The following is a 24573-nucleotide window of genomic DNA, read 5'->3' as shown; positions in this document are numbered from 1 at the left end:
GACACCGCTGACACGGAGGCCGACGCACTCGATGTCCCCCCGCCCCGCCCTGCCGAGGTTCTTCAGGCCCGCCCGCCGACGCGTGGAACCGCCCGTGGACACGACGGATCTCCTCCCCGTCGTCGACGACGCCCTCAGCGTCCGCATCCTGGATCTCGCGGTACGGATGGGCGAGACGATGCTCGTCGCGGGCGCTCCCGCGAGCGAGGTCACCCTGACGATCGTGCGCGTGTGCGAGGTGTACGGCCTGACACCGGTGCACGTGGACGTCACGTACAACTCGATCACCGCGGCCTACCACCGCTCGGGCGCCGCCCGCCCAATCACGCTCCTGCGCGTCGTGCGCGGCAGCACCCCCGACCACGATCGGCTGATGCGGCTGCAGGCGCTCCTTGCCGACATCTCCGCCGGAATGGGCCTGGATGACGCACAGACGGCGGCGCGCCGCATCCGACGCGCGCCGTTCCGCTATCCGCCCGCCGCCGTCATCACGGCCCAGGGCGCACTGGCGGTCGGTGTCGCGGTCATGTTCGGCGCCAACTGGCTGCTCATCGCACTCGCGTTCACCGGGGCGGCCTGCGCCGCCCTCACGCAGTTCGCCCTCGCGAAGGCGCGCGTGCCGTACTTCTTCAGCCAGGTCGCCGGCGCCTTCGTACTCACCGTCATCGCGGCGATGAGCCGCTTTCTCGCGGTGCTCGGCGTCCCCGGCGCGGACGACATCCGCCCCTCTGTCATCGTGGCCGCCGGGATCGTGCTCATGCTCGCGGGCCTCACCGTGGTCGGAGCGGCGCAGGACGCGATCGACGGCTTCGCCCTGACGGCCACCGGCCGCATCCTGGAGCTCGTCACGCAGACGATCGGCGTCGTGATCGGCATCCTCGCGGGGCTCGAGACCGTGCGGGTGATGGGACTCGCGATGGAGCCGCCCGACACGGCCCTGCCGCTCGGGCCGCCGGTCATGCAGTTCGTCGGCGCGTCGATCATCGCGATCGCGGTCGCCGTCTTCAACGGCGCCGGCGGACGCGTGGTCGCCGTGAGCGCGCTGCTGAGCCTGGTCGCGTGGGGCGGCTACACGGCCGCTTCCGCAGCGGGACTGGAGGTCGCCGCGGCGAGCGGCATCGGAGCCTTCGTGGCGAGCTTCGTGGGCATCGTGATCGCCTTCCGTCTCCACGTTCCGTCGGTGGCGGTGACGACGGCGGCGATCCTGCCGATGGTGCCGGGCGCCGCGGTGTTCCGCGGGCTTCTCGGTGTCGTCGAGTCCGCGGGCGACACCGCGGTGATGATGACCGGGTTCGCGACGCTCGTGAACGCGGCCGTCATCGGGATCAGCCTCGCCGTCGGCGCGTCACTGGGCCTGTACCTCGGGCAGCCCGTGCGGGCGTCGCTGTCGGGTGTGACCCGCTCGCGCGCGAGGCTGCGACGCTACGACGGGCCAGGACGCAGCGGCTGACGCCGGTCGCTCAAATGGCGCGGCGGCCCTCGAAGGCCCGTCCGAGCGTCACCTCGTCGGCGTACTCCAGGTCGCCGCCGACGGGCAGGCCGGAGGCGAGCCGGGTCACGCGGATCGACAGTGTCGTGAGCAGACGGCTCAGGTAGGTCGCGGTCGCCTCGCCCTCCAGGTTCGGGTTGGTGGCGAGGATCACCTCCTGCACCGTGCCGTCGGCAAGGCGCTGCATGAGCTGCGTGATGCGCAGGTCGTCGGGACCGACGCCCGCGATCGGGCTGATGGCACCGCCGAGCACGTGGTAGAGCCCGCGGAACTCGCGGGTGCGTTCGATCGCCGCGACGTCCTTCGCGTCTTCGACGACGCAGATGAGCGTCTCGTTGCGTCGCGGATCCCGACAGATCGCGCAGCGGTCCTGCTCGGACACGTTGCCGCAGATCTCGCAGAAGCGCACCTTCTCGCGCACCTCGACGAGGAGCTGCGCGAGCTGGGAGACGTCGAAGTTCGGCGTCTGCAGGATGTGGAACGTGATCCGCTGCGCGGACTTCGGGCCGATCCCCGGCAGACGGCCGAACTCGTCGATCAGGTTCTGGACGATGCCGTCGTACATCAGGAGAACCTCGTCGGCTGCTGGTAGGGCTCTTCACGCACGAAGCGGGCGTCGAGCACCTGGCGCACCACGGCCTCGCCGTAGCGCTGGATGCCGTCGGCCGGCGCGGAGCGCGCGGGCGCGGGCGGCGGGACGACGGGCGGGATGGCCGCCACATCCGTCGGGTACATCTCTTCGTCCGCCGGATCGACCGGCTCTTCCGGCTCGAACGAGGTCGCGACCTCGGCGGCGGGCAGCACGGCCCCCGCGGGCGGCGCCACCGTCAGCGTGCGCGTCGCGGACGCCTGGGCGTCTTCGGGCTCCTCGTCGACGGCCAGCTGGGCGACGGGCGCCGCGGGCGACTCCCCCGCATCCGAGGCGGGGATCGGTGCCACGGCCCACTCGGTGACCGGAGCCGCGGAAGACGCACGAGCAGGACCCGGGCGCTCGGCCGGCGCAGCGGGCGGTTCCGCGCGCGGCGGCGCGGACGGCGCGGCGGGAGCCGCATCCGAGGACGGGGCGGGGTCGGTGTCCTGGTCGTGGCGCGCGATGTACTTGACCCGGATGCCCAGCACGCCCTGGATCGCCTGGCGGAGATCTTCGCTGGGTCCGGCACCCGCCGTGCGCTTCTTGAACGCAGCGATGTCGCTCTGGCTTCGGAAGCTGAGGGTGAGGATGTCGCCCTCGAGCGCCGCGACGCGAGCCGCCGTCGCGATCAGCCACGAGCTGCGGCTGATGGTCTCGAGGCGGCCGAGGACCTCGGGCCACGCGTCACGCAGTCGTTGCACCGTGACGGGGCCCGCAGGAACGTCGACCGCGGGCGCGGCCTGCGGCGCCGACTCGGCGACGGGGGCGGACGGAGCAGGCGTCTCAGGCGCGGACGGGGCGGGGGCGGGCTCTGCGACCGGCACGGGCGCCGGCGGAACCGGCACGGCCGCGGGCTCGGCCGCGCGGGGGGCGACGGCCGGGGCAGCCGAGGCGGGACGCGCCGCCGCGGGGGCGGCGGGAGCCGCACCGACGGTGGGAGCGTTCGCGAGGACCCGGGCGACCATGAGCTCCAGCTGGAGGCGCGGCGAGGTGGCTCCCGACATCTCGTCGAGGGCGGCCACGACGATGTCGGCGGTGCGCGAGAGGCGCGCGGTGCCGATGATCTCGGCCTGACGCGACATGCGCTCGAGCTCGTCGGACGGGATGCCGCGCAGCACGGCGGACGCACCCGCACCGGTGGCGGCGATGACGATGAGATCGCGAAGACGCTCGAGCAGGTCTTCGACGAAACGCCGCGGGTCCTGCCCGGTCTGAACGACCCGGTCGACGGCGGCGAACGCGGAGGCGGCGTCGAGGTCGCCGAAGGCGGTGACGACCTCGTCGAGCAGTTCGGCGTGCGTGTAGCCCAGGAGGGCGACCGCACGCTCGTAGCCGATCGCCGCATTCTCGGATCCGGCGATGAGCTGGTCGAGCAGCGACAGCGTGTCTCGCGGCGACCCGCCGCCCGCGCGGACGACCAGCGGCAGCACCCCGGGCTCGACCGAGACGCCCTCGGTCTCGCACATGTGCTGCACGTACTCGAGCATCGCCGCGGGCGGAACCAGCCGGAACGGATAGTGGTGGGTGCGCGAGCGGATGGTGCCGATGACCTTCTCGGGCTCGGTCGTGGCGAAGATGAACTTGACGTGCGCGGGCGGCTCCTCGACGAGCTTCAGCAGCGCGTTGAACCCCTGCGGGGTGACCATGTGCGCCTCGTCGAGGATGAAGATCTTGAACCGGTCGCGAGCCGGGGCGAAGATCGCCCGCTCGCGCAGATCGCGCGCGTCATCGACACCGTTGTGGCTGGCCGCGTCGATCTCGACGACGTCGAGGGATCCGCCGCCGCCGCGGCCGAGCTCGACACAGCTGTCGCACGTGCCGCACGGGGTGTCGGTGGGACCCTCGGCGCAGTTCAGGCAGCGCGCGAGGATGCGGGCGCTCGTCGTCTTGCCGCATCCGCGGGGGCCGGAGAAGAGGTAGGCGTGGCCGATGCGGTCGCCGCGCAGGGCCGTCATGAGCGGGTCGGTCACCTGGGACTGCCCGATCATCTCACCGAACGCCTCGGGACGGTACCGGCGGTAGAGGGCTGTGGTCACCCCAGTAGCCTACGGCGTGCCACCGACGTCGCGGCGGGTGCGTTCGCCCGCCGCGACGTCGGGTCAGGCATCGAAGTGCGCCTGGTCGTCGCCGATGAGCGTGGGCCCGGTCACGACGGGCAGCGAAGCGGTGAGCGTGGGCACGGATGCCGACAGCAGCGTGCCGTCCTCGAGCCTCACATCCGCGAACATCTGCAGCGTCGGCCGCCCTGCGCGCACGGGACCCTGCGTGGCCAGCGGCACGACGAGCTCCTCGTCGGGGGAGATCGTGTAGGCGGTACCGCGCACGGAGAAGGCGACGTCCTCTCCCCCGGCGCGGTTGCGCACGATCATCTCCTCACGGCGCAGCGTGATGTCCAGGTGCGACGCGTGCCACGTGAGCGCGTAGGAGAGCTCGGGCCACGCGGCGGGCAGCCGCGGGTCGAACGTGAGCTCGCCGTAGTGGTCGCGCATCCCGCCGAAGCCGGAGACCAGCGACGCCCACACGCCGCCCGCGGAGGCGACGTGCACACCGTCCGCCGCGTTGTTGTGGAGGTCGGCGAGGTCCACGAAGATCGAGTCCAGGAAGTACTCCAGCGCGAGGTCCTGGTAGCCGACCTCCGCCGCCAGGATCGACTGCACGACGCCCGACAGGGTCGAGTCGCCGGTGGTCAGCGGGTCGTAGTACTGGAAGTCGGCGAGCTTCTCCGCCTCGGTGAAGTGGTTGCCCTGCAGGAACAGCGCGAGCACCACATCCGCCTGCTTCAGCACCTGGTAGCGGTAGATCACGAGCGGGTGGAAGTGCAGCAGCAGCGGACGCTGCTCGTCGGGGGTGTTCTCCAGGTCCCACACCTCGCGCTCGAGGAACACGGCGTCCTGCGGATGGATGCCGAGCGCCGGGCTGAAGGGGATGTGCATCGCATCGGCCGCCTTCTCCCAGATCTCCGGCTCCTCCGGGTCCAGTCCCAGCCGGTCGGCCATGAGGCGGTACGCCTCGGGAGCGGCGAGCTCCATCTCGCGCACGGTGCGGGCTGCGAAGCGCAGGTTGAAGCGCGCCATGACGTTCGTGAAGAGGTTGTCGTTGACGACCGTCGTGTACTCGTCGGGACCGGTGACGCCGTGGATGTGGAACGAGTCCGCACCGTCGACCTCGTCGCGCCAGAACCCGAGCGAGTTCCACAGCCGCGCGGTCTCGACCGCGATGTCGACCGCCTCGCGGTAGAGGAAGTCGACGTCGCCGGTGGCGCGCACGTACTTGGCGAGCGCGAAACTCACGTCGGCGTTGATGTGGTACTGCGCGGTTCCGGCGGCGTAGTAGGCCGAGGCCTCCTCGCCGTTGATCGTGCGCCACGGGAACAGCGCGCCCGCCTCGTTGAGCTGGAACGCGCGACGACGGGCGTCGGGGAGCATGTGCACCCGCATCCGCAGGGCGTTGCGCGCCCAGTGCGGGCTCGTGTACGTGAGGAAGGGCAGCACGTACACCTCGGTGTCCCAGAAGTAGTGCCCGCTGTATCCGGAGCCCGAGACACCCTTGGCGGGCACCCCCAGCCCGTCGGCGCGAGCCGCGGCCTGTGCGAGCTGGAAGAGGCACCAGCGCGTGGCCTGCTGCAGGTCGTCGTGACCGGCGATGCGCACGTCGGAGCGGTCCCAGAAGGCGTCGAGCCAGGCCCGCTGCACGGCGTACTGCGTCGCCACGCCCTCCTGGCGGGCGCGGTCGAGGGTGCGGCGGCACCGGTCGACGAGCTCGGCCGCAGGCACGCCGCGCGAGGTGTGGTAGCTCACGAGCTTGGTGACCTTGACGGGAACACCGGCCTTCGCCTGCACGCGGAACACGTTCTTGGCGATGTCGGGCTGGATGAGGGTGCGCGCCGTGTACTCGTTCGCCGTCTCGACGATGTGGTCGGCCGCGACGGCGAGGGTCATCTCCGAGTGCGTCACCTTGTAGCTGAGCACGGAGCGCGCGCCGTCCTGCCAGAACTCCTGCGGCTGCAGCACCCGCTCCTCGATGCGCTCGGCGCGGCGCGGGTCGAAGCCGGCTTTGAGCTTGCTCGCGGGGCGGCCGCCGTACACGTCCTCGCCGTCCTGGCGGTTCACGAGCTGGCAGCTGATGGTCACGGGGGCGTCGGCGTTGAGCACCGTGACCTCGATGCTCATCAGCGCGAGGTGCTTCTCCTCGAACGACACCATGCGCTCGAAGTCGATGCGCACCTCTTTGCCGGAGGGCGTACGCCAGAGCAGGTGGCGACGCAGGACCCCATCGCGCAGGTCGAGGATGCGCTCGTACTCGAGGATCTCGGCGAGATCGAACGAGAGCGGCTCGTCGTCGACGTAGACGCGCATGACCTTGGCGTCGGGGGCGTTGATGATCGTCTGGCCGACTTCGGCGAACCCGTACGCCTGCTCGGCGTGACGGATCGGGAACACCTCGTGGAAGCCGTTGATGAAGGTTCCCTGCTCGTGGCCGAAGCGCCCTTCGGGCTGGTTCCCCCGCAGCCCCAGATATCCGTTGCCCACGGTGAACAGCGTCTCGGTGACGCCCGCCTCGTCGATGTCGAACGAGCGCTCGACGAGTCGCCACGGGTCGACCGGGAATCGGTCTCTATCGATCATGAACATGCCTTCCGCCGATGACACGGCCGGGGATTCGGGTGAGGGAGGTGCGATCGGGTATCGCGACAGAACCGGCTCAGTCTACGAAGGCGGCGAGGTCGTCGACGACCACATCCGCACCGGCGGCGCGCAGCGCCTCGGCGCCGACGCCGCGATCGACGCCCACGACGAGGGCGTAACCCGCAGCCTGGGCGGACGCGGCGCCGCTCAGCGCGTCTTCGACGGCGGCGCTGCGGGCGGGAGCGACCCCCAGCATCCGCGCACCGCCGAGGAACACGTCGGGCGCGGGCTTGGACGCGAGGTTCTCGCGCTCGGCGACCACGCCGTCCATCACGACGGCGAACCGGTCGCGGATGCCCGCGGCGGCGAGCACCTCTTCCGCGTTCTTGGAGCTGGAGACCACGGCGACGGGCACGCCCCGCTCGCGGAGCTGATCGACCAGGCGCAGGGAGCCGGGGTACGGCGCGATCCCCTCACTGCGCAGCACCCTGGCGAAGACCTCGTTCTTCCGGTTGCCGATGCCGCACACGGTGTCCTCGGAGGGATCGTCGTCTGGCTCGCCCCACGGCACCTCGACGTCGCGCGAGCGCAGCAGGCTCGCGACGCCGTCATAACGCTTCTTGCCGTCCAGATGCAGGAAGTAGTCCTGCTCCGTGTAGGGCGGGGTGATGCCCCACGCCGCGAACAGCTCCTCGAACATCGTCTGCCAGGCGTGCATGTGCACCTCGGCCGTCGGGGTGAGCACCCCGTCGAGGTCGAAGAGCACGGCGTCGTAGGAAGACAGATCGGGCAGGTCGGTCACGAAGCCTCCAAAGTTGCGCTCGACCGGGCGCACCCAGCGTAGTCGCGGCAGGTTACGCGTCGGTGTCGCGGGCTCAGGCGACGCGGGCGACGGCGAGCGCCTGCCGCGCGATCTCCAGCTCCTCGTTCGTGGGCACCACGAGCACGGTCACCGACGAGTCCGGGGTGGAGATGGTCCGGATGCCCTTGCGTCGCTCCTCGTTGGCGGCCGCATCCAGCTCGACGCCGAGGAAACCGAGCGTCTCCAGCGCCGCGGCGCGGATGAGGGGAGAGTTCTCGCCGACGCCCGCCGTGAACGAGATCACGTCGACGCCGCCGAGCTGCGCGATGTAGGAGCCGATGTAGGCGCGCAGGCGATGGATGTACACGTCGAAGGCGAGCGACGCGGGTCCGTCACCGGCCTCGCGGCGGTCCTCGATGTCGCGCATGTCCGAGACGCCGGCGAGCCCCAGCATCCCGCTGCTCTTGTTCAGGAACGCGTCGAGCTCTGCCGGGGACATCTCTTCGCGTCGAGCCAGCACGAGCAGGATCGACGGGTCCAGATCGCCCGAGCGGGTGCCCATCACGAGCCCCTCGAGCGGGGTGAGCCCCATTGACGTCTCGACCGAATGCCCACCGTCGATGGCGGTGATCGACGCGCCGTTGCCGAGGTGGAGCACGATCTGCTTGAGACTGCGCAGCGGGCGGTCGAGGTACTGGGCCACGGACTCCGAGACGAACTTGTGGCTCGTGCCGTGGAACCCGTACCGGCGGATGCGGTGCTTGCGCGCGATGGCGCGATCGATGGCGTACGTGTAGGCGGCGGGCGGCAGCGTCTGGTGGAAGGCCGTGTCGAAGACCGCGACGTGGGGCAGGTCGCCGAAGGCCGCGCGCGCCGCACGGATCCCCTGCACCGCCCCGGGGTTGTGCAACGGCGCCAGCACCGAGAGCTCATCGATGTTGATCTCGACGAGGTCGGTGATGAGCGTGGGCTGGAAGAAGCGCGCGCCGCCTTGGACGACGCGGTGCCCGACGGCGACCGGGGCGTTCTCGGTGAGCGACGGACCGTGCTCGGCGAAGGCGTCGAGCATCACCTGGAAGCCGACGGCGTGGTCGGGGATCGGCAGCTCCTGCGTGTAGGTCGCATCGACCGCTGCGGCTCCCACCCCGGTGAAGTGCACCTTGTGGCTGGCTGCTCCCATGCCCTCGCCGATGCGCTCGACGAGCCCGGACGCCAGCGCCGTCTCGGTCTCGACGTCCAGCAGCTGGTACTTGAACGAGGACGAGCCACTGTTGATGACGAGAACGACGCTCACGTTCATGCCTTCCCTTCGGATGCGGGCTCATCGCCCTGAGCCTGGATCGCGGTGATCGCGATGGTGTTGACGATGTCCTCGACCAGCGCGCCGCGCGACAGGTCGTTGATGGGCTTGTTCAGACCCTGCAGGACGGGGCCGATCGCGATCGCCCCGGCCGAGCGCTGCACGGCCTTGTAGGTGTTGTTGCCGGTGTTGAGGTCGGGGAAGACGAAGACCGTGGCGCGACCGGCGACGGGCGAGCCCGGCATCTTCTTGGAGGCGACGGCGGCATCCGCGGCCGCGTCGTACTGGATGGGCCCCTCCACCGGGAGCTCGGGCGCGCGCTCCCGCACGATGACGGTCGCCTCGCGCACCTTCTCCACATCCGCTCCGGAGCCGGATTCGCCGGTCGAGTAGGAGAGCATGGCCACGCGCGGCTCGATGCCGAAGCGGTCGGCGGTCTCGGCGGAGGAGACGGCGATGTCGGCCAGCTGCGGCGCCGTCGGGTCGGGGATGACCGCGCAGTCGCCGTAGACCAGCACGCGATCGGCGAGCGCCATGAGGAAGACGCTGGAGACGACGCCGACACCGGGACGCGTCTTGATGATCTCGAAGGCCGGCCGGATGGTGTGGGCCGTCGTGTGCGCGGCGCCCGAGACCATCCCGTCGGCGAGGCCGAGGTGCACCATGAGCGTGCCGAAGTACGAGACGTCGGTGACGGTGTCCGCGGCGCGCGCCATCGTCATGCCCTTGTGCTCGCGAAGACGCGTGTACTCCTCGGCGAACTTCTGCACCAGGACGGGATCGAACGGGCTGATGACCTGCGCCGCGGCGATGTCGATGCCGAGCTCCAGAGCGCGCGAGCGGACCTCGACCTCCTCGCCGAGGATGATGAGGTCGGCGATGCCGCGGGCGAGGACGGTGGCGGCGGCGCGCAGCACGCGGTCGTCGTCGCCCTCCGGCAGCACGATGCGGCGGCGGTTCGAGCGCGCCCGTTCGACGAGCCCGTACTCGAACATGAGGGGGGTGACGACGGTGGGCTTGGCGAGCCCCAGCAGACGCGTCAGCTCGGCGCCGTCGACGTGCCGCTCGAACAGCGAGAGCGCGGTGTCGTAGGAGCGCTGCGAGTCGGCCGCCAGCCGGCCGCGCGTGTTCATGATGCGCACGGATGTGTCGTAGGTGTCGCGGTCGGTCGCGATGATCGGCAGCCGCGAGCCGAGGCCGTCGATCAGGCGATCGATGTCGGCCGGCAGCGGGAACGGACCGTTGAGCACGATCGCCGACAGCGACGGGAAGGTGCCGGACGCGTGCGCGAGCAGGGTCGCGAGCAGAACCTCGGTGCGATCGGCGGGGATGACCACGACGGCCCCGTCGCTGAGCCGCGGGAGCACGTTGGCGGGACTCATGGCCGCGACGATCACGCCGAGGACCTCGCGGGTCAGCAGCTCCTCGTCGCCCTTCACGAGCGTTCCGTCGACGGAGCGCATGACGCCGCGGACGGTCGGGGCCACCAGGAAGCGGTCCTCGGGAAGCGCCCACACGGGCACCTCGATGCCAGCGGGGACGATGTCGCGGACGGCCTCGATTGTCTCGTCCAGCATGGCGGGGTCGACGCGGGTGGCGACCACGGCGAACAGCTCCGCACGCGCCTGGCGCAGCTCGCCGACCGAGAGCTTCGCGATCTGGGCGATGTCGGCCGGCGTGCGCGGATCGCTCGTTCCGAGCTGCTCGCTCTGGCCCTGCTGGGCGCGACCGCCGACGACCAGGAGCACGGGGGCGCCGAGGTTCGCGGCGATGCGGGCGTTGTATCCGAGTTCGGCGGGGCTGCCCACATCGGTGTAGTCACTGCCGAGGATGACGACCGCGTCGCACTGCGCCTCGACGGTCTTGTACCGCTCCACGATGCGCGCGAGGGCCGCATCCGGGTCGGCGTGCATGTCGTCGTAGCCGACGCCGATGCAGTCGTCGTAGGCGAGGTCTACGCCGTCGTGGTCGAGCAGCATCTCCAGCACGTAGTCGCGCTCCGTCGTCGAACGGGCGATGGGACGGAAGACGCCCACACGCGCGGTCGCATGGCTGAGCGCTTCGAGCACTCCCAATGCGATCGTGGACTTTCCCGAATGACCTTCCGCGGACGTGATGAGGATGCTCTGAGCCACCCGATCAGCCTAGGCGCGCCTCATGTGAGGAGCCAGATGAGGCGTCCGTGAATAAAATCCGCTCCCCCGGCAGCCTGTCTCCCCACTCACTCCCCGCGAGACTGCATCTTTCGCACGAGATCACGGGTAATGACAGTGATCTCGTGCCGGAAATGCAGTCTCGCGGGCGGGGCGGGATGCGGGGGTCAGAGCCAGGCGGGCGGGGCGCCTCCGAGGCGAGTGGCGACATGGTCGAAGCGCAGGGTCGCCTCGCCCACCCGGAACGGCGGCGGCGCGAGCAGAAGCGCGCCGTCGGTCGTCTCGATCCGCCGCTGCGCACCGAACACGGAATCGGCACCGAGAACGGAGTCGGATGCGGACGCGGCGCCCTCCCCCGAGAGCGTGGTGAGCGCCCGGGCGGTGCGGGCGAGGGACAGTCGCCACATGCTGCCGCGACCCGAGACCTGACGGCGGGCCAGCCCGGAGACGGCGGCGGCCGCCGCGAGGTACCCCGTCGTCCAGTCGAGGGCCTGCACGGGCAACGAGACGGGCGCCGCCGCATCCGCGTGCCGCCTGCCGATGTCGGCGATGCCGGTCGAGAACTGCACGAGCGAATCGAATCCGCGTCGACCGGCCCAGGGTCCGCTCCATCCGTACGCGCGAACCCCGACCTCGATGAGCCCGGGGCGCAGGCGCAGGCGTTCGCCCTCGCCCAGCCCCAGATGGTCGATGGCGCCCGCCCGGTAGCCGTGCACGAGCACGTCGGCGGCCGCCAGCAGATCGGTGAGCGCACGCCGTCCGGCGGGTGCGGTCGCGTCCAGGCGGGCGGAACGTTTGCCGGCCATCACGTACGGGAGCACGGCGGGCTCGTCCCAGGTGTCGGGATCGATGCGGAGCACCTCAGCGCCGAGACCCGCCAGCACCTGCGTGGCGGCGGGCCCGGCGATGACGCGGGTCAGATCGAGCACCCGAAGCCCTGCGAGGGGTCTGTCCGGCTCGGGACGCCACGTCGAACCCGCGCGCGCCGTCGCCGTGTCGATCCGGGCGATGAGGGGTTCGGCGGCGACGGCGGAGCCGGGCACGGACCGCATCCACTCCGCCGGAGTGCGCAGCGCCGCCGCCGCGCCGCCCGCCGCGACGATCGCCGACTCGAGCTCTTCGGCCCCGCGCACGGCGATCGCGGCGGACAGCTCGTCGATGCACTTCGCATCGGGCAGCGCCAGTGCGACCAGAAGGGCCGCCCGATGGTGCGGCGCGTTGGCGTGCGTGCGGATCCACGAGCCGTCGGCGGTGGGGAATGCGCCGGAGAAGGGATCCCACGGCGAGGGGAACGACCCCTGCACGGGTCGGATGTGGCGGCCGAGCCACGCGTCCACGAGGGCTCGGTCGACCCGCACCTCTGCGCCAGGCTCGATGCCGGCGCCCCGAAGCAGCGCATCGACGGCAGAGGCGAGCGCACTCATCGCCGTGGTGGCGAGGGTCGAGACCGGCAGGGCGCCGTCGAGGCCTGAGGCCCCGCTCACCCGGACGTCGCCCGCGACGCCGAGGATGCGGCGGAGCTCATCCTGCAGGGTGTCCCGGTGCACGGCGCCACCCTACGCTGGAGGCACCTCGACGGGAAAAGAAAAGACTCTCCGCGAACCCGGCAGAGCCTGGTTACCCTTGCTACGTTTCCGTCCTGGGGGAGTTGGCCTGGATGCCGCCTCGCGGAGAGCTGGCACAAGTCTAACCCAGCCCGCACGCCGTCGCTCACGGCGAATACCCCGCCCCACGCTCCGCGGCGCGCGTTACGATCGGGACACGATCGCGCCGACGGGAAGGCATCCGGCATGACCGATACCGCACGAGTCCTCACCGACGAGGTCGATTCCGCGATGGACGCCGAGCGGTTCACCCGCTTGACGCGCGCGATCGGCAAGAGCGTCGCCACCGTCATCGACGGCAAGCCCGATGCGGTGCGCAGCGCCCTCGTGGCCCTCCTCGCCGAGGGCCACCTGCTCATCGAGGACGTCCCCGGCGTCGGGAAGACGATGCTCGCCCGCGCGCTGGCGGCATCCGTCGACGCGACCGTTCGCCGCATCCAGTTCACGCCGGACCTGCTTCCCGGCGACGTGACGGGCGTGTCGGTGTTCGATCCCGTCGCCCGCGAGTTCGAGTTCAAGCGCGGCGCCGTGTTCGCGCACATCGTGATCGCCGACGAGATCAACCGCTCCTCCCCCAAGACGCAGTCCGCGCTGCTGGAGGCGATGGAGGAGCGCCAGGTGACGGTCGACGGCGAGGCCCACCACCTCCCGGATCCGTTCCTCGTGGTCGCGACGCAGAACCCCCTCGACATGGAGGGCACGTACGCGCTGCCCGAGGCGCAGCGCGACCGCTTCATGATGCGCATCTCGATGGGGTACCCGGATGCGGCGGCGGAGGCCCTCATGCTCCGCCAGCGCGAGACCGAGAACCCGCTGTCCCACATCCGTCCCGTCGTGCACGCGGACCAGGTGCTGGAGCTCATCGCCTGGGCGCGGCGCATCCACGTCGCTCCCGCCATCGAGGAGTACGCCGTCGCCCTCGCCCAGGCAACGCGCACGCATCCGGAGGTGCGCCTCGGAGCCAGCCCCCGGGCGACCCTGCAACTGGTGCGGGCGGCGAAGGTGTGGGCGGCTCTCGAGGGGCGCGCGTTCGTCATCCCCGACGACATCGCGGCGCTCGTCGTGCCCGTCTTCGCGCACCGGATCATCGCGACGCGCTCCTCCAGCACCCGGGGCTCGGATTCGCACTCGGTGCCGAAGATCCTGGAGCGGATCATCGACAGCGTCCGCGTTCCCCTCGCCGCGCGCGCCTGAGCGCATGAGACGCAGCTGGCCGCTCACGGCCCGAGGAACCGGGGCCGTCGTGCTCGCGCTCGCCTGCTTCGCCACCGCGAACCAGCTGGGCCTGGTCGAGCTGGTGTTCGTGGGACTGCTCCTCGTCTCGCTCGTGGTGGCGGCGCTGGTGGCCGTCTATGCCGCGCGCGGCCGTGCCGACGTCACTCGCACCGTCGTGCCCGCCGTACCGGATGCGGGCGACGAGGTCGAGGTGACCGTGCGGGTCGGGGCGCGCACGGCGCTGCCGACCTCCGGCGGGCGCTGGCGCGACACGATGCCGGAGGGCATCGAAGGCGGCGGTCCCGGCACCTTCCCCGCCGTCTCCTCGGGGTTCAGCCGTGATGACCGCGAGGTCGTCGTGGGATATCGGGCCCGGGTGCTCCACCGCGGCATCCATTGGATCGGCCCCTTCGAGCTGAGCTCGCTCGACCCTTTCGGCATCGCCCGTCGGACGGTCGCCCAGGGCGAGCTGACCCGTCTCGTCGTGACACCCGCGGTCGAGGAGCTGCTCTCACTGGCGGGCGTCGCCGGCGCCTCCGGCGGCAGTCTCTCGCGCGCGACGAACCGGCTCGGACAGGGCACCGACGACGTGATCGCCCGCCCGTGGGCTCCCGGCGACTCCATGCGCCGCATCCACTGGCGCGCCTCCGCGCACCGCGACGAGCTCATGGTGCGCCAGGAGGAGCAGGAGAGCTCACCCGAGGCGACGATCGTCTTCGATCGCGCCCTGGCTCGGTTCTCCCCCGAGGCCACGGAGGCCACCGGATCCGATCCCGCCTTCGAGGCGGCTGTCGGCGCCGTGGCTTCGGCGCTGGCACGACTCGTCGCCGATGGGTACACGGTGGCGCTCGTCGAGCCCGACGGCGTCGCGCTGTGCGACCACGTGGAACCCGCGGATGCACCGGCTCTCGAGGCGGCGATGCTGATGCTGGCGACGGTGCAGGCACGGTTGGATGACCGCCTCGGTGCGCTGGCGGGTTTGTTCGCGGGCGAGACGACGGGTCCGCTCGTGCTCGTCACGGGCGCGCTGTCCCCCGCGGATGCAGCCACGCTCGCCACCGTGGGCCACCACAGCGCCTTCCCCGTGCTGCTCAGTACCGCCCCCGCGCCCGGGGCGTTCGACGCGGCGACCGGATGGACGGCGGCCGCGCTCGGCCACGACGTCGCCGAAGCGTGGCGCGATGCGGTGTGGGAGAGGCTCCCCCATGCCGGCTGAGAAGACGACGCGTGCCCACGGGCAGGCGGCGCTCGCCGTCGGCGTGTTCGTCGCGCTCGTCGCCACGACGCTTCCGGTCATGCGCGTCATCGCGCCCGGCGCCTGGGTCGCGGCAGGGTTCTCACTCGCCGCCGTCATCCTGGCTCTCGGAGCCGTGCTGCGCCGCGTCGGCGTCGCAGGGCTCGCGGTCACCGGCATCGACATCGTCGTCTGGGTGCTCGCGCTGACCCTGTTCTATCTGCGCGACAGCGCCTGGGGCGGGCTCGTTCCCTCCCCCGCAACCTTCGACGCGGTGGGCACGCTCATCTCATCGGCTGTCCAGGAGATGGCGGTGGGGGCGGCGCCGCTGGCCGCGACCCCCGCGCTGTCGTTCTTCGTGGTCGCCGCGATCGGGGCGCTGGCCATCGTCCTCGACCACGTCGTCATCACGACACGGATGCCGCTGCTCGCCGCTGTCGCGCTCGTCGCCGTCGCCGTCGTTCCCACGATCGCGGTGCCGGCGCCGATGGATGTGTTCGCCTTCGTGCTGCTGGCCGCCGGCATCCTGTTCCTGCTCGCGACCGACACACGCACGCGCCGGGGCAGGACCGGCCCGCGTGGCGCACCGGCCGCCGCGTCGGCCGCCCTCATCGCGGTCGCGTCGATCGCCGTGGCGGTCATCGTCACACCGCTGCTGCCCGCCCCCGACGGCGAGGCGGCCGTCAGCGGGGCGGGCAGCAGCGGCATCAACCCCACCCTGCGCCTCGGAGACGACCTGCGCCGACCGAATCCGGTCGAGGTGCTGCGTGTGCGCTCGTCAGAGTCCCGTGCTCCGTACTTGCGCGCGGTGACCCTGTCGAGTTTCGCGGGCGAGGTCTGGCGACCGGACGAGCGCGACGCGACGCCGGTGGGCGAAGGGCCCGGGTTCGGTCCGGTACGCACCGACCCCGACATCGCTCGCACCAGCGCCGACACGAAGATCGACATCGTGAAGCTGAACACCCCCTACCTGCCCATCCCCTTCCCCGCGACGGCGATCGGCGGGCTCACGGGCGAGTGGGGCATCGTGGCCGATAACCGCACGGTCGTCAGCCAGGACGGGGATTCGCGCGGCCAGAGCTACGAGGTCATCACCGAGACCCCCGCCCCCACGCTGGAGCAGATCCGTGCCGCGACCTCGCGCGGCGCCGATGTCGATCCCGAACTTCGCGAGATCCCCGACGACACCCCGGCGAACGTCTCCGAACTCGCCCGGGCCGTCACCGCCGAGACGAGCAACGATTACGACGCCGCCTTCGCGCTGCAGCGCTGGTTCCGCTCGAGTGAATTCACCTACTCGCTGGATGCGCCCGTCCAGGAGGGTTTCGATGGTGCGGGTGTCGACGCGATCGGACAGTTCCTCGAGGTGCGCAGCGGATACTGCGTGCACTTCGCCTCCGCGTTCGCCGCCATGACGAGGTCACTGGGGATGCCGACGCGCATCGTGATCGGCTACCTGCCCGGCACGGCCACGACGGATCGGATCGACGGCGATCTCGTGTACTCGGTCTCGAGCGACCTGCTGCACTCCTGGCCCGAGGTCTACTTCGAGGGCATCGGCTGGGTACCGTTCGAGCCGACCAACAGCCTGGGCGTGCCGACCGCGTTCTCCAGCGGCGTGGGCACTTCGCCCGATCAGATCGACTCCGCATCCCCGGAGCCGACCGCTGCGGCGACACCCACCACGGCCGCGACCGAGCGCCCCGACACCCCAGACAGCCCGCAGGCCGGCACCGCCAGCGACAGGGTCGGCACCGGCGCGATCGTTCCCGCCGTCTGGGTGACGATCGCAGCTCTTCTCCTGCTCACAGCCCCCGCGCTGGTCCACGCGCTGCGTCGCCGCCGGCGCCTGATCCTCGCCGCTCGGGGCGATGCGAGCGCCGCGTGGCTGTTCGTCGAAGAGGCCGCGATCGATCTGGGGCTGCCCGTGCCCGCGAGCGCGTCCCCGCGCGCGTTGGCGGAGCGCCTCATCGCGGCAGGGGCCCCGGCGGAGGATCTGCGATTGCTCGTCGACGCCATCGAGCGCGCCAGCTATGCGCCCGCATCCGCGGCATCGATCGATGACGGCAGCGGCCTCGCCACCGCGGCCTCGCGCGTGCGTCGGGGGCTGATGGACGCCGCCGCGGCCCCGCGCCGCGTCATCGCCGTCGTCGCGCCGCGCTCTCTCGTCATCCGCCCCGGCACGACCGCGGCCGGCACCGGCTGGCACGAGCACGCCCGCACACCTCTGTAGACCAGGGGCTTCCTAGCCGAGGCTGGCGATGAGTCTCTCGACGCGGCCCTTGATGTCGTCGCGGACCTCGCGCACGACCTCAACAGGCTGGCCCGCCGGATCCGTGAGCTGCCAGTCCTCGTAGCGCTTGCCGGGGAAGATCGGGCACGCATCCCCGCATCCCATGGTGATGACGACATCCGCCTGGCGAACGGCATCTGTCGTGAGGATCTGCGGGGTGGCGCCGGAGAGATCGATCCCCTCTTCGGCCATGACGGCGACGGCGGCGGGGTTGATGGCGTTGCCGGGCTCGCTCCCGGCGGAGAAGACGTCGATGCGATCGCCGGCGAGGGCTCGGAGGTAGCCCGCGGCCATCTGTGAGCGGCCGGCGTTGTGCACGCAGACGAACAGGACGGCGGGTTTGGCGGAGTCGGTCATGGCGTTCTCGGTTCGGATCAGGAGCGGACGGACGTGGTCGTGGCGAGGGAGATGAGGTGTGCGGCCGGCGCGCAGCATGCGCCGCCGATCGGTCCGTCAGTCGCGTCGAACTGACCGGCCCCACCGCACACCCCGGTGTCGGGACGAATCAGCTCGACGCGTCGTGCGGCCTCGTGGTCGCCCGCGAGTTCCGCGACGACGCTGCGCACCTGCTCGTACCCGGTGAGCGCGAGGAAGGTCGGAGCGCGGCCGTAGGACTTCGCACCGACGATGTAGAAGCCCGGTTCGGGGTGTGCGAGGTCGGCGGCGCCCGTCGCCGCAACGGACCCGCACGAGTGCACGTTGGGATCCACCTCGGCGGCGACACGGAGGGGGGCTTGCAGCACCGGGTCGAGCTGCAGGCGCAACTCCGAGAGGAACGACAGGTCGGGACGGAAGCCGGTGAGCACGACGACCTGGTCAGCGGCGAGGCGACGACCGTCTTCGGCGATCAGGGCCACGCCCTCGCCGTGCGCGGTCACACGGTTCGTGCGGAACCCGGTCACGAGCGAGACCAGACCGGCGTCCACGGCTTCCTTCGCCCGGGTGCCGAGGGCCCCGCGCGCGGTGAGTTCATCCGCGTCGCCGCGCCCGAAGACATTCCCTGCGCTCGCGCGACGCAGCGCCCACGTGACCGTGGTCGAGGGGTCACGACGAGCTCTGCGCGCCAAGGCCGACACGGCGGCCGCCGCGGAGTGTCCGGAACCGACGACGACGGTGTGGGAGCCCTCGAACCCCGGGTCGGTCAGGAAGTCTGGAATCCGGTAGGACAGCCGCTCGGCCGCGTCTCGTTCACCGACAGCGGGCAGGCCGTCCGCACCTACGGGGTTGGGAGACGCCCACGTGCCCGAGGCGTCGATGACGGCGCGGGCGAGCACCCGATACTCCTCGCCCCGGGTCGGCCGGACGTGGACGGTGAAAGGTTGGTCACCACGCCCGGCATCGACGAGTCGGTCGCGGCCGAGGCGGGAGACTCCGACGACGCGCGCACCGTATCGGACACCATCGCCGAGGACGCCGGCGAGCGGGGCGAGATAGTCACTGACCCACTGCGCTCCCGTGGGGTGGCCCGTGGGCGGGGCGGTCCATCCGATCGTCCCCAGCAGTCGGGCTCCCGCGGCATCGACGAGCTCGGACCAGTCCGAGAAGAGACGCACATGGCCCCACTCGGACACGGCAGCGGCGGGGCTCTCCTCGGCTTCCAGCACAACGAACGGAACCTTCCGATCGGCCAGGTGGGCTGCAGCGGCCAACCCCTGCGGGCCGGCGCCGATCACGACGACGGGAAGTGCTTCGTCCACCACTGCTCCTCGGTCATATCGACGTTCGTCGATGAGATCGAGGTTCCGGCATCCATCGACAGATGTCAATACGAGGTGCAGAATCAAAGCATGCCGACTCTGCTCCCTCTTCTGACGACCGATGCCGGCGAGTGCTGTCCGACCCTGGCCGGAGACGCGCTGACGTCGGCGGAGGCGGAATCGATCGCCCGCATCTTCAAGGCGCTCGGCGACCCCACCCGGGTACGCCTGCTGTCGCTGATCGCCGCATCCCGCGACGGCGAAGCATGCATCTGCGATCTGACGGAGCCGGTCGGACTGTCTCAGCCCACCGTCTCGCACCACATGAAGGTCCTGGTCGACGCCGGGCTTGCCACGCGTGAGCAGCGCGGCCGATGGGCCTACTTCCGCGCCGTCACCGACGTCCTCGACCACGCCGCGAGCCGGCTGCGCCCGTGAGCACCGGCGGCATCCGCGCGATGCGGCCCGGGGACTGGCCCGCCGTCGAGGCGATCTACCGCGAGGGTCTCGCGACGGGCAACGCCAGCTTCGAGGCCGAACCGCCGAGCTGGGACGCGTTCGATGCCGGTAAGCGAGACGCCGGCCGGCTCGTCGCGGTGGACAAGGAAGGCATCGTCGTCGGCTGGATTGCGGCATCCGCCGTCTCGACCCGCGCGGTCTACCGCGGAGTCGTAGAGCATTCGGTGTACGTCGCGGCGAGAGTCCAGGGAAGCGGCGTGGGCAGGGCGCTGCTCGGATCGTTCCTCGACGCCATGGACCACGCGGGCGTCTGGACGGTGCAGTCGAGCATCTTCGCGGAGAATCTCGCGAGCCTCGCGCTCCACGAACGCGCCGGCTTCCGTCGCGTCGGGCAGAGGGAGCGGATCGCTCTCATGACGTACGGCCCGTGGGCCGGTCGATGGCGTGACACCGTCCTGGTCGAGCGCCGCCGGGACGATTGATCCCCGGCTCCATGCGAGAACCCCGCCCAGGCTTCGCGTGGACGGGGTTCTCCGTGGCGGAAGTGACAGGATTTGAACCTGCGAGGCGAGTTACCCCGCCTACATGGATTCCAGCCATGCTCCTTAGGCCGCTCGGACACACTTCCAAGGAGCGATCCTAACACGGGCAGTCATGGTCACCCGCGCGCCGTCGCCGCTCAACCCGCGTCGTCGCCGGGTTCCGCACGCTCCGGAAGGAGCACGATCCCACCCGAGGAGTGCGCCGATCGTGCGAGCTCCTCGATCCACTCCCGGCTGATCTCGGCGGGCTCCGGGTCGTCGAACACGAAGCGCAGCGGGATGGAGGGAGCGAACCAGAGGGTGCTTCGCCCGCCCTCCTCGCTCTCCGGATGCGTGAGCGAGACCGTGAAGCTCTCGCCGCGGCGAAGCTTGGTGGCGATGACGACTTTCAGATGCGCGAGGGCGCGATCCTCGATCTCCACCGCCGTCTCATTCGCCCCGTAGAAGATCTGTCCCATGCCGTTCACGGTATGCGAGCACTCTCGCAGGCTCGAGGACTCCACTCCGAGCGCGCACGAAATGTCCCCGACGCGCGCTCAACGACGTAGCGTGTGCGACGGCGGCTCTCCATAGGCCTCCGCATACAGGTGCGCGAAGCGGCCGGTATGGGCGAAGCCCCATCGCGCGGCGATCTCCCGCACCGTTCGGGCGCCCGCATCCGCCGCCATCAGATCGGCGTGCGCCCCCTCGAGCCGGATGCGGCGCAGGAACGCCGACGGCGACATCTCGTACGACCGCCGGAAGGCGAGCTGCAGACCGCGTACCGAGGTGCCGGCGGCGACCGCGACGTCGCCGATGGTGATCGGATCGGCGACGTGCTCCTCCATGAACGCGATCGCCCGCCTCACGGTGCGCGGCGACGTCTGCGCGCGCGTGCGGGAGTGCTCGCCCAGCAGCGGGAACGAGGTCGCAATCGCCGCCACGAGCTGGTGCGTGAACTGGGCCCGTAGAAGCGGTGACGTGGCGACGGTCTCGTCGGCGAGCAGCGTCGCTTCGATGAAGCGCAGCGTCTCGGCCACGATCGAGTGGTGCTGCGCACTGCCGTTGACCCGGTCCGTGCGAAGCCGCGGCGGCTCCTCTCCCAGCATGCCGCGCAGCACCCGATGGAAGGTGTGGGCGTCGAGGCTGACCGCCCGCATCTGCAGCTGAGTGAAACGCGCCGAGAATGCGGTCGCCGGCGGCACGAGGAACGGGATGCGACCGTCTCCGCTCTCCTGCCCCACCGACCACCGATGACGGCCCGCGACCGCATGGGCGACGATGAACTCGGGGAACTCCTCCGCGCCCGTGCGGCTCGATCCGCCGAATCGGAGCGCCGTGGCCATGAGGCTGCTGTCGCTCACGGCGGCCATCTGATAGCGGAATCCGGTCGGGGGATCGGCGGTCAGGACCATCGCGGTGTTGAAGAGCTCGCTCACCGATTCCTGCGCGCGTTGCGGGTCGTCCGTCTGCAGTCCACGGCGAGAGGGCGCCCCCTCCCTCACGCCCCGTCACCCGAAACGGCGACCGTGGAATCCAACCTGCCCAACTGCCCTCCTCGCGCGCCGATCACGGCGCATCCCCACCCTGTGCGATCACCCGCCCACGGGTTCGGTATCGATCCGATCCACGCGGGAAGTATCCGCCACACGCAGCCGCGTGGCAACAACGAGAATCGAGGTCGTTCGTGCACGAATGAAGAGGGTTGACACCGGATACGCGATCTGGCATATGAGCGTCGAGCCGCGCCCGAGGGGGCACCGTACGAGCAGCGTGCGCTCAGCGGGAGGAGCGCTCGAGAAGCTCCGTCACCCGGTCGAAGTCGAGCGTCTGCGCGATCTCCTCCGCGCGGTCGTAGCGCGCTCCGGCGAGCACGACGAACACGGCGCCGACCACGTCGACGAATCCGACGCACTCCTCGCCACACAGGGCCCGATAGCGTTCCGGAGCGATGCGCTCCCAGCGCAGCTCGAGGACATCAGGGGTCTCGGCGGTTCCGGCTGCGGGCGTGCGGTTCTCCGGCATCATCTGCAGCGTCATCGTCGCCTCCTGCTCCGTGGGGTTTCCCCCACTGTGCGCCCGGGCGGTAGCAAACAGCTGAGGCTTGACTTATCGTCTGCTGCTCGCCTACGCATGCACGGGCGACCCGGACGAGCCGCCCGTGCAGCGCCTCAGCCGAGGAAGGGGCGCAGGTCGGGGTAGCCGCTGGTCTGCCAGGCGCCGTCGATGACGACGTTCTCGCCGTTGACGTAGGAGGCGTCATCCGACGCGAGGAACAACGCCACGCCGGCGATCTCCTCGGGCTCGGCCGGACGGCCCGCCGGGATACGCGCCATGTACGCCTCGGGAACGCCGGGCATGCTCATGAGACCCCCGGTGAGGGGCGTCGCCACGAGCCCCGGCGAGACCGCGTTGACCCTGATGCCGTCACCGGCGAGCTCGAGTGCGGCGTTCTTCGTGAGCATCACGACGCCGGCCTTGGCTGCCGAGTACCCCGAGCCGAAGTGCATCGGGACGAGCGAGTTGAGCGAGGCGATGTTCACGATGGCACCCGCCTGTCCCTCGGCGAGGAAGTGCTGCGCGCCGAGCTTCGTACCGAGGAAAGCCCCGTAGAGGTTGAGGCGGATGTTGAAGTCCCACGTCGCGAGGTCCATGTCCACGACGCGGCCCGGCCGGGATCCGCCCGCGACGTTGTAGACCGCGTCGATGCGCCCGAAGCGCTCGCGCGCGCCGTCGAAGAGCGCCGTCATCGCGCCCTCGTCGGTCACGTCGGTCGCGAGCCCCGCCACGCTGTCGCCGAACGTCGCACCGGCGGCGGCGACCGCCTCGGCGTTGATGTCGGCGACGAAGACCCGCGCGCCCTCATCCACCAGGCGACGCGTGATCGCCGCGCCGATTCCGGAGACGCCTCCGGTGACGATCGCGACCTTGCCGTCGAAACGTGCCATGACTGCCTTCCCGCGACGACCGGGCGGCGTCGCTGCTCGACAGCAGTCTAGGCAATCTATCTGACATATGTCTTATAGATCGCGGATCGGGTCAGAGCTGCCACCAGCCGGCGGACGCGGCCAGGATGACCGTCACCGCACGATCGAGGTCCGCCATGTCGGTGCGCAGCCACTGTTCGATCGCGCCCACCGTGCCCGCCGCGGCGTAGGCGACGGCGAGCGAGACGGCGGCGGCATCGCCCGCGATCGTGGCGGGCAGGATGCCGGGACGCTGCTGGATCCACTGCTCCAGTCCTTGCCGCAGGCCCCGCTCCAGCCCCGCACGCACGGGCGCCGCCAGGAGCGGCTCCATCGCCGACCGGTACACAGCGGCGCGCGTACGGACGTGCTCCAACAGCATCCGCTCGCCGTCGCCGATCGCCGCATCCGCACCGAGGGTCGCGGTCACCTCCTGCAGCTCCGCCTCGAGCGCGTCGGCCATGAGCTCTGCGACGCCCGCGGTATGCCGATAGAAGGTGTCGCGCGTGACGCCGGCGGCACGGCAGAGATCGGTCACGCTGATCTGCGACAACCGCGTGGTGGATGCAAGCTCGAGCGCCGCGGCACGCAGGCGTTCCTGTGTGCGACGCACCCGCGGATCCATCCGCCCATGCTAAGCGCACGCACGGAGACGGCCGCCCGGTATCCGGACGGCCGCTTCCCCCGCGAAGGTCAGTGCACCGGCATCCCGCCCGTCACGGCGATCGTCTCGCCGACCACGTAGCTGGATTCCTGGGAGGCGAGGAAGACGAACGCCGGGGCGAGCTCGACGGGCTGGCCGGCCCGTCCGATCGGCGTCTGCGAGCCGAACTCCTCGATCTTCTCGTTCGGCACGTATGCGGGCTGCAGGGGCGTCCAGATCGGACCGGGAGCCACACCGTTGACGCGGATCCCGCGTTCGATCAGCTGCTGCGACATCGCGCGCGTCCAGTTGGCGATACCCGCCTTCGAGACCGCGTACTCGGCCAGCGAGGGCGAGGGCTGGAAGCCCTGCACACTCGAGGTCGTGATGATCGCCGCGCCGGGCTTCAAGTGCGCGGAGGCGGCCTTGGTCAGCCAGAACAGCGGATAGATGTTGGCTTTCACGACGTGGTCGAGCGTGTGCGTCTCGAAGTCGTCGATGCTGTCGACGGTCGGCATCGTGCCGGCGTTGATCACGAGGATGTCGAGGCCGCCGAGCTCGTCGACGGCGCGCTCGACGACGTCGATGTTGATCTTCTCCTGCTGGAGGTCTCCGGGAAGGAGGACGGCCTTGCGACCCTCCTTCTCGATGAGCGCCGCGACCTCCTCCGCCTGCGCCTGTTCCTCGGGCAGGTAGCTGAGCGCCACATCCGCACCCTCGCGGGCATAGGCGATCGCCACCGCGCGGCCGATGCCGGAGTCGGCGCCGGTCACGAGGGCCTTCCGCCCGGGCAGGCGCCCGAAGCCGATGTAGCTGGTCTCGCCGTGGTCGGGCGCGGGATCCATCGCGTGGATGTCTCCCGGCGCGTTCTGCTGCTGGGGCGGGAAGGGCGGCCGGGGGAACTGGGTGGTCGGATCCTGGGCGTCGTACATGCTCATCGC

At 70.9% G+C, this 24573-nt stretch carries 21 protein-coding genes, 1 tRNA gene and 1 other RNA gene; 6 read left to right on the top strand and 17 right to left on the bottom strand.

Annotated elements, in window-relative coordinates:
• Positions 1–94: 94 nt before the first annotated feature.
• A complete protein-coding gene (locus QE374_RS13280; protein WP_309735596.1) occupies positions 95–1450 on the top strand; it encodes a threonine/serine exporter family protein in 1356 nt (451 codons plus the stop codon).
• A 10-nt stretch (positions 1451–1460) separates the two neighbouring features.
• On the opposite strand, the gene recR is transcribed toward QE374_RS13280, so the two are convergent.
• From recR to ffs, 8 genes are all read right to left on the bottom strand, one after another.
• Positions 1461–2054: a recombination mediator RecR gene (gene recR / locus QE374_RS13275; RefSeq protein ID WP_137417744.1), complete on the bottom strand. Its 594-nt coding sequence runs from the start codon at positions 2052–2054 to the stop codon at positions 1461–1463.
• Positions 2054–4156 (bottom strand): DNA polymerase III subunit gamma and tau, encoded by a 2103-nt coding sequence (locus QE374_RS13270; RefSeq protein WP_309735594.1) that lies wholly within the window; start codon positions 4154–4156, stop codon positions 2054–2056. The genes recR and QE374_RS13270 overlap by 1 nt, the downstream gene beginning before the upstream one ends.
• A gap of 63 nt (positions 4157–4219) precedes the next feature.
• Positions 4220–6745: a glycosyl hydrolase family 65 protein gene (locus tag QE374_RS13265; RefSeq protein ID WP_309735592.1), complete on the bottom strand. Its 2526-nt coding sequence runs from the start codon at positions 6743–6745 to the stop codon at positions 4220–4222.
• Between the two features lie 76 nt (positions 6746–6821).
• The gene (locus tag QE374_RS13260) at positions 6822–7547 is read right to left on the bottom strand and encodes a beta-phosphoglucomutase family hydrolase (protein ID WP_309735590.1); all 726 of its coding nucleotides are present in this window, start codon (positions 7545–7547) and stop codon (positions 6822–6824) included.
• 73 nt (positions 7548–7620) lie between these two features.
• Positions 7621–8841 (bottom strand): acetate kinase, encoded by a 1221-nt coding sequence (locus tag QE374_RS13255; RefSeq protein WP_309736710.1) that lies wholly within the window; start codon positions 8839–8841, stop codon positions 7621–7623.
• A 2-nt stretch (positions 8842–8843) separates the two neighbouring features.
• Positions 8844–10982 carry a phosphate acetyltransferase gene (gene pta, locus QE374_RS13250; protein WP_309735588.1) on the bottom strand — a complete coding sequence of 713 codons (2139 nt, stop codon included), beginning with the start codon at positions 10980–10982 and terminating at the stop codon, positions 8844–8846.
• Positions 10983–11167: 185 nt separating this feature from the next.
• Complete coding sequence (locus QE374_RS13245) at positions 11168–12547, bottom strand: CoA transferase (RefSeq protein WP_309735586.1); 1380 nt, start codon at positions 12545–12547, stop codon at positions 11168–11170.
• 36 nt (positions 12548–12583) lie between these two features.
• Positions 12584–12680: signal recognition particle sRNA small type (gene ffs, locus QE374_RS13240), an RNA gene on the bottom strand.
• A 110-nt stretch (positions 12681–12790) separates the two neighbouring features.
• Here ffs and QE374_RS13235 point away from each other — a divergent pair.
• Genes QE374_RS13235 through QE374_RS13225 form a run of 3 tightly spaced genes read left to right on the top strand, consistent with a single transcriptional unit; the run spans position 12791 to position 17286 of the window.
• The gene (locus QE374_RS13235; protein ID WP_396653335.1) at positions 12791–13798 is read left to right on the top strand and encodes an AAA family ATPase; all 1008 of its coding nucleotides are present in this window, start codon (positions 12791–12793) and stop codon (positions 13796–13798) included.
• Between the two features lie 4 nt (positions 13799–13802).
• Positions 13803–15035: a DUF58 domain-containing protein gene (locus QE374_RS13230; RefSeq protein ID WP_309735584.1), complete on the top strand. Its 1233-nt coding sequence runs from the start codon at positions 13803–13805 to the stop codon at positions 15033–15035.
• The gene (locus QE374_RS13225; protein ID WP_309735582.1) at positions 15025–17286 is read left to right on the top strand and encodes a DUF3488 and transglutaminase-like domain-containing protein; all 2262 of its coding nucleotides are present in this window, start codon (positions 15025–15027) and stop codon (positions 17284–17286) included. The genes QE374_RS13230 and QE374_RS13225 overlap by 11 nt, the downstream gene beginning before the upstream one ends.
• 12 nt (positions 17287–17298) lie before the next feature.
• Here the strand turns inward: QE374_RS13225 and QE374_RS13220 are convergent, their stop codons facing one another.
• Complete coding sequence (locus QE374_RS13220; protein ID WP_309735580.1) at positions 17299–17703, bottom strand: arsenate reductase ArsC; 405 nt, start codon at positions 17701–17703, stop codon at positions 17299–17301.
• A 17-nt stretch (positions 17704–17720) separates the two neighbouring features.
• Complete coding sequence (locus tag QE374_RS13215; RefSeq protein WP_309735579.1) at positions 17721–19043, bottom strand: FAD-dependent oxidoreductase; 1323 nt, start codon at positions 19041–19043, stop codon at positions 17721–17723.
• 90 nt (positions 19044–19133) lie between these two features.
• On the opposite strand from QE374_RS13215, the gene QE374_RS13210 reads away from it, so the two are divergent.
• Together QE374_RS13210 and QE374_RS13205 are read left to right on the top strand one after the other, a co-directional pair.
• Positions 19134–19481 (top strand): metalloregulator ArsR/SmtB family transcription factor, encoded by a 348-nt coding sequence (locus QE374_RS13210; protein ID WP_309735576.1) that lies wholly within the window; start codon positions 19134–19136, stop codon positions 19479–19481.
• Between the two features lie 20 nt (positions 19482–19501).
• Positions 19502–19984 (top strand): GNAT family N-acetyltransferase, encoded by a 483-nt coding sequence (locus tag QE374_RS13205; protein ID WP_396653352.1) that lies wholly within the window; start codon positions 19502–19504, stop codon positions 19982–19984.
• A gap of 54 nt (positions 19985–20038) precedes the next feature.
• Here the strand turns inward: QE374_RS13205 and QE374_RS13200 are convergent.
• From QE374_RS13200 to QE374_RS13170, 7 genes are all read right to left on the bottom strand, one after another.
• A tRNA-Ser gene (locus QE374_RS13200) sits at positions 20039–20130 on the bottom strand.
• 51 nt (positions 20131–20181) lie between these two features.
• A complete protein-coding gene (locus QE374_RS13195; protein WP_309735572.1) occupies positions 20182–20502 on the bottom strand; it encodes a hypothetical protein in 321 nt (106 codons plus the stop codon).
• 78 nt (positions 20503–20580) lie between these two features.
• Positions 20581–21462: a helix-turn-helix transcriptional regulator gene (locus QE374_RS13190; protein WP_309735569.1), complete on the bottom strand. Its 882-nt coding sequence runs from the start codon at positions 21460–21462 to the stop codon at positions 20581–20583.
• A gap of 340 nt (positions 21463–21802) precedes the next feature.
• Entirely contained in the window at positions 21803–22063 is a 261-nt protein-coding gene (locus QE374_RS13185; RefSeq protein WP_309735567.1) for a hypothetical protein, read from the bottom strand.
• A gap of 131 nt (positions 22064–22194) precedes the next feature.
• Positions 22195–22971 carry an SDR family NAD(P)-dependent oxidoreductase gene (locus QE374_RS13180; RefSeq protein WP_309735566.1) on the bottom strand — a complete coding sequence of 259 codons (777 nt, stop codon included), beginning with the start codon at positions 22969–22971 and terminating at the stop codon, positions 22195–22197.
• Positions 22972–23062: 91 nt separating this feature from the next.
• Positions 23063–23614 (bottom strand): TetR/AcrR family transcriptional regulator, encoded by a 552-nt coding sequence (locus QE374_RS13175; RefSeq protein ID WP_309735564.1) that lies wholly within the window; start codon positions 23612–23614, stop codon positions 23063–23065.
• A 68-nt stretch (positions 23615–23682) separates the two neighbouring features.
• On the bottom strand, positions 23683–24570 hold the full coding sequence (locus tag QE374_RS13170; protein ID WP_309735562.1) for an SDR family oxidoreductase: 888 nt from the start codon (positions 24568–24570) through the stop codon (positions 23683–23685).
• Positions 24571–24573: the final 3 nt, after the last annotated feature.

The sequence above is a fragment of the Microbacterium sp. SORGH_AS_0428 genome (assembly GCF_031453615.1).
GTDB lineage: Bacteria > Actinomycetota > Actinomycetes > Actinomycetales > Microbacteriaceae > Microbacterium.
The sequence above is the reverse complement of the archived record's forward strand: the minus strand, read 5'-3'. Positions and strand labels throughout refer to the sequence as shown.